7 protein-coding genes are annotated in these 4,861 nt (G+C 66.0%); 1 reads left to right on the top strand and 6 read right to left on the bottom strand.

All coding sequences use genetic code 11. The features are described from left to right. Positions 1-40: 40 nt before the first annotated feature. The 5 genes from msrA to HMPREF3105_RS02660 all read right to left on the bottom strand — a co-directional run bounded on the left by msrA (position 41) and on the right by HMPREF3105_RS02660 (position 3,901). On the bottom strand, positions 41-604 hold the full coding sequence (gene msrA, locus HMPREF3105_RS02640; protein ID WP_020625394.1) for a peptide-methionine (S)-S-oxide reductase MsrA: 564 nt from the start codon (positions 602-604) through the stop codon (positions 41-43). Next, positions 601-1,077 (bottom strand): peptide-methionine (R)-S-oxide reductase MsrB, encoded by a 477-nt coding sequence (gene msrB / locus HMPREF3105_RS02645; protein ID WP_020625393.1) that lies wholly within the window; start codon positions 1,075-1,077, stop codon positions 601-603. Before msrB ends, msrA begins: the two co-directional genes overlap by 4 nt. 126 nt (positions 1,078-1,203) lie before the next feature. Further along, on the bottom strand, positions 1,204-2,652 hold the full coding sequence (cysS, locus tag HMPREF3105_RS02650) for a cysteine--tRNA ligase (RefSeq protein ID WP_070708717.1): 1,449 nt from the start codon (positions 2,650-2,652) through the stop codon (positions 1,204-1,206). 3 nt (positions 2,653-2,655) lie between these two features. After that, positions 2,656-3,519: a DNA-3-methyladenine glycosylase family protein gene (locus tag HMPREF3105_RS02655; protein WP_070708718.1), complete on the bottom strand. Its 864-nt coding sequence runs from the start codon at positions 3,517-3,519 to the stop codon at positions 2,656-2,658. Between the two features lie 7 nt (positions 3,520-3,526). Further along, positions 3,527-3,901, bottom strand: a complete 375-nt coding sequence (locus HMPREF3105_RS02660) for a VOC family protein (RefSeq protein WP_020621642.1) — start codon at positions 3,899-3,901, stop codon at positions 3,527-3,529. Between the two features lie 77 nt (positions 3,902-3,978). On the opposite strand from HMPREF3105_RS02660, the gene HMPREF3105_RS02665 reads away from it, so the two are divergent. Beyond that, positions 3,979-4,416 carry a MarR family winged helix-turn-helix transcriptional regulator gene (locus tag HMPREF3105_RS02665; protein ID WP_020621643.1) on the top strand — a complete coding sequence of 146 codons (438 nt, stop codon included), beginning with the start codon at positions 3,979-3,981 and terminating at the stop codon, positions 4,414-4,416. On the opposite strand, the gene HMPREF3105_RS02670 is transcribed toward HMPREF3105_RS02665, so the two are convergent. Beyond that, the gene (locus HMPREF3105_RS02670; protein WP_070708719.1) at positions 4,406-4,759 is read right to left on the bottom strand and encodes a hypothetical protein; all 354 of its coding nucleotides are present in this window, start codon (positions 4,757-4,759) and stop codon (positions 4,406-4,408) included. The genes HMPREF3105_RS02665 and HMPREF3105_RS02670 overlap by 11 nt on opposite strands. Positions 4,760-4,861 lie beyond the last annotated feature (102 nt).

The following is a 4,861-nucleotide window of genomic DNA, read 5'->3' on the forward strand; positions in this document are numbered from 1 at the left end:
GCCACCGGCTCAGCGGTGGCACGCCCCCACGTGGACATGGTCAGACGGAAGCCTCGGTCGCCTGGATGCGGCGGGGCAGGACCCAGCCGGCACGAGGGTAGTGGCAGTTGTAGCCGTTCGGATACCGCTGGAGGTAGTCCTGGTGCTCAGGCTCGGCCTCCCAGAACGGGCCGGCGGGCTCGATCGTGGTGACAGCCGATCCTGGCCACAGACCGGAGGCATCGACGTCGGCGATCGTCTCCTTGGCGACCTGCTCCTGCTCGGGGGTGAGCGGGAAGATCGCCGACCGGTAGCTGGTGCCGATGTCGTTGCCCTGACGGTTCAGGGTCGACGGGTCGTGGATCTGGAAGAAGAACGCCAGGATGTCCCGGTACGTCGTCTTCGATGGGTCGAAGACGATCTCCACGGCCTCGGCGTGGCCGGGGTGGTTGCGGTAGGTGGCGTGATCGTTCTGCCCGCCGGTGTATCCGGCGCGGGTGCTGATCACGCCCGGCTGCTTGCGGATGAGCTCGTCCACGCCCCAGAAGCAGCCGCCGGCCAGGACGGCCGTCTCGGTGCCGGGTGTGCGGGTGACCTCTCCGGTGTCGTGAATTCCACTGGTCATGATGCGTGCTCCTTCGTGGTCGTGGTGGTGGTCTCGAACAGTGAGCGGAACTCTCCATACCCCTCGGCCTCCAGGTCGGAGACGGGGATGAACCGCAGCGCGGCGGAGTTCATGCAGTAGCGCAGGCCGCCGGCGTTCGCGGGGCCGTCGTCGAAGACGTGCCCGAGGTGGCTGTCCGCCCCGGTAGAGCGGACCTCGGTGCGGGGCATCCAGAGGGATCGGTCCGTCTTCGTGTGAACGGCGTCAGCGACGACCGGCTTGGTGAAGCTGGGCCATCCGGTTCCGCTGTCGTACTTGTCGGTGGATGAGAACAGCGGCTGTCCGGAGACGACGTCCACGTACAGGCCGTCCTCGTGGTTGTCCCAGTACTCGTTGCGGAAGGCCGGCTCGGTGCCGTCCTTCTGGGTGACGCGGTACTGCTGGTCGTTGAGGCGGCTCAGGGCCTCAGAAGTCTTGCTGTAGTCGTGCGACACGATGTCCTCCTTGTTCGGCGCCGCTGGCTGCGGCGTCACTGTTGATAACGCCGGGGTGACGCGGTTTGTTCCCGTGAGCCTGGGAGTGGGCTGTGACTTCAAGAATCCTCCTGTTGTTGTTCCGGGCTATGAGGTATGGCCTTCGGTGAAGCCCCATGTCGTACCTGACTGGCTGTCGTTGAGCACGATCCCGGCGGCGTCGAGTTCGTCACGGATACGGTCTGCAGTGCGGAAGTCTCCGGCCGCACGTGCCTGGGCTCGCTGGTCGAGCGCCTGTGCGATCAGGGCCTCCAGTGCGCGCTCGGCGCGCGGGGGTGTGGCCGTTGATTCGTCCCACGGGCTGTCGCGCGGGTTGATGCCGAGGACGTCAGTCATGGCGAGCACCGCATCCAGCGTGTCGGCACCGGTCCGCGCGTCGTGCTGGGCGAGGGCGGTGTTGCCCCGCCTGACTTCGTCATGGAGGACCGCGAGTGCCATGGGGATGTTGAGGTCGTCATCCAAGGCGTTTCGGAATGCGACCGGCAGCATGTCCGCGTCCGCCGCGCGCCTCGAGTGGTTGGCGCTCCGGGTGATGAAGTCTTCGATCCTGCGCATCGCCGCCGCGGCGGATCGCAGGGCGGAGTCGGTCAGTTCCAGGTTCGACCGATAGTGGGCCGATCCGAGGTAGTAGCGCAGGTCGAGAGGACGCATGTGCTGCAGTAGCTCGTCGAGGGGTGTCGCGTTGCCGAGGGATTTGCTGATCTTGTCGCCGCCGGACGTGACCCAGCCGTTGTGCATCCAGTAGCGCGCGAATCCGTATCCGGCGGCACGGGACTGCGCCTGTTCGTTCTCATGATGAGGAAAGCGCAGGTCGAGCCCGCCACCGTGGATGTCGAAGCTCTCTCCCAGGTAGCGGAGAATCATTGTCGAACAGCTCAGATGCCATCCGGGGCGTCCCGGCCCGTAAGGCGAAGCCCATGCCGCAGGAGCAACGATCTCCTCGCTGGCCCCCGCGTCCGGGGGAGCCGACTTCCAGAGCGCGAAGTCGCGAGGGTCACGTTTCTCTGTTGCCTGATCGGTATGTTCGTCTCCGCGGAGAGTGCCGTGCTCCTGTGAGGTCAAAGACCCGTAGCCGGGCCATGATGAGACGTCGAAGTAGACGTCCCCCGCTTCCCCTCCCGCTCGGTACGCGTGGCCCCGGGCGATCAGCCGGTCGATGAAGGTAAGCATCTCGGCGGTGTGCCCTGTCGCGCGCGGCTCGATCGTCGGCGGCAAGATACCGATCTTGCGATAAGCGTCGGCGAACGCCCTCTCATGACGAGCCGCCCACGCCCACCATGGAACGCCCGCCGTCTGGCTCGCGGCAAGAATCTTGTCGTCCAGGTCGGTGATGTTTCGCACCAGGGTCACGTCGAGCTCGTGGCCGATCTGGAGCCATCGTCGCAGCTGGTCGAAGACCACTGCGGATCGGAGATGACCGACGTGCGGCGGAGCCTGAACAGTCGGACCGCACAGATAGATGCCGACGTGGCCCGGTCGCAGGGGCGCGAACGTGCGTAGCGATGACGTTCCACTATCGAAGAGCCGTAACGTCATCGATCAGCCCATCTCACGGGTGCGCTGCTCTCGGAGCGCACGGAGGTGGACGGCGGCCCAGGAGCGGAAGGGGCGCCAGCGTTCCGCGACCTCCTCGAGCACCGAGTCGGGCCCGTACTGGTAGGAGATCTCGGCGTAGAGGCGGCGTTCCGCGCGCGGAAGGATGTCCTGGGCGTTGGCGCCGCGGATAAGGATGAGGTCCGTGGCGAACGGGCCGATGCCTGTCACCGTGAGCAGGTCGCGGCGAGCCGATTCTTCGGGCATCGTTCGGAGCCGAGGACCGTTGAGCAGCCCGGTGAGTGCGGCCTCTGCGACAGCTCGGAGATACTCTGGCTTCCGACCGGGTAGGTCTAGTTCTTCGGCGTCGATGGCGCGGATGAGCGCATCGGGCGCGGGAAACACCCCGTCGTTGCCGTGCGCGACGATAAGGTCGCGGCGGAGTCGGGCAGCGACCGGGACGCGGGTGCGCTGCGACAAGACGCACCAGGCTGCGGCTTCGTACGGGGAATGGAAGCCGCACGGGCGATATCCGGGGAGCGCCCTTTGGGCGGTGGCGACGATCGGGTCGCGATCGCCGACGGCCGGCCATTCCCGCGCGTCCACATCGAGAGAGAGGAAGCGCCGCACCTGCTCGGCGGCTGCGGTCAGATCGCCCGGGCCGGACAGACCGATCTGGGCGCTCTCCCCGCTCTGGGTGACGTGGGCGGATACGGACGTCCAGTCGTGCTCGCTCACAAAGCGTGCGGAGAGGACGTCCGGGTCGCCGCCGGACTCGATCGCGGTAGGGGTGAACTCTTCCCAGAACCGCTTGCTGGTGCGCAACGACCACGGCCCGAGCACTGGGACCGAGAGGGTGTGCTGCGCCATGGTGGTGTTAGGCGCGGGCGTGGATGGTGACGACGTAGCCGTCGGGGTCTCGGAACGAGAACTGCAGGCCGAACGGCCCCTCGACCGGTTCCTGCACGATCGCCACTCCCGCGTCGACGAGTCGTGCGTGCACGCGTTCCGCGTCATCGTTGCGGAACCAGACGCCGATGCCGGCGCCGAGCTGAGGGATCGCGTCGAGATCCACGCCCGGGAACGGGTCGCGGACGGCGAACGCGGTTCCTTCTGCGGAGAAGACGGTCGCTGCCGGGTTCGAGTCTGGGAGCCGTGTGAGTCCGACGAGCTTGTCGTAGAACTCCGCGGAGACGGCGCGGTCCCGCACCTGGAAAGAGATGAAGCCCGGGCCGGTGGTTGTTGCTGCCATGAGCAAGCTCCTGTTCTGTTCAATAACGCCAGTGTCAATATCCTGACACTCAGTGGAGTGTGTGTCAAACTATTGACATGGATGCATTGGACCGGAGCCCGGAGTCGTTGGGGGTGTTGATCAAGGAGACGCAGTCGCTCCTGAACCAGCGAATGGACGATCGGCTTCGCCCGCTCGCGCTGAGTGTGCCGCAGTACGCGTGCTTGACCGCCTTGCAGGACACGCCAGGTATCACGAGCTCCGAGCTCGCCCGACGCGCGTTCGTGTCCCGTCAGTCGATGAACGTGCTGCTCCAGGGACTGGAGAAGCGGGGGCTGGTGACCCGCTCGAGTGATCCTGGACCCCGGCGAGAACGGAGCGTGGTGCTGAACGACGCCGCAGAGCTCCTCCTCGAACGCGCGCATGAGGAAGTGTCCTCGGTTGTTCAACGCATGACGATGGAGGTCGAGCTGGTGGAGCGCGCCCGTCTTTACGAGCTTCTGGCCCGTTGCCGAGACGCCCTGCTCATTCCTTGACAGCATTGTCAGGCCCGGGGAGCTGGTACCGGCCGACGGCTGTGTAGGAGCCGCGGCGGAAGCGCAGACCAGTGATCCGCTCATCTTCGACGAGCCAGCGCAGTTCGTAGCACGCTCGGTAGTCCGGCGGCCAGAAGGAGCAGAACTGCCCCTCTGCATCCACGTACCACTCCCCCAACGTGGGTCTTCCGTTCTCGACATACACGGTCTTGCCGTTCTCGGCGAATGCCTGCGTCGCCCCGTCCTCGTACAGGATCGATGCGGCCGTCAGCGCGCGAGGGATATCCGATGCTCGAACTTCCTCCGCGTCAACGACGGCGAGATCAGACAGCGGCTCGTTCATCCGTACGTCTCCTCTGGTCTGATCTGCTGCGGGAGATCCAGTCGACTCTCGTCCTGGATCTCATCGGGGCGAGGTGTGGTGTTGTTGCGCCATTGGCGGGGT

It is taken from the genome of Micrococcus sp. HMSC31B01, from assembly GCF_001816085.1.
GTDB classification, from domain to species: Bacteria; Actinomycetota; Actinomycetes; order Actinomycetales; family Micrococcaceae; genus Micrococcus; species Micrococcus luteus.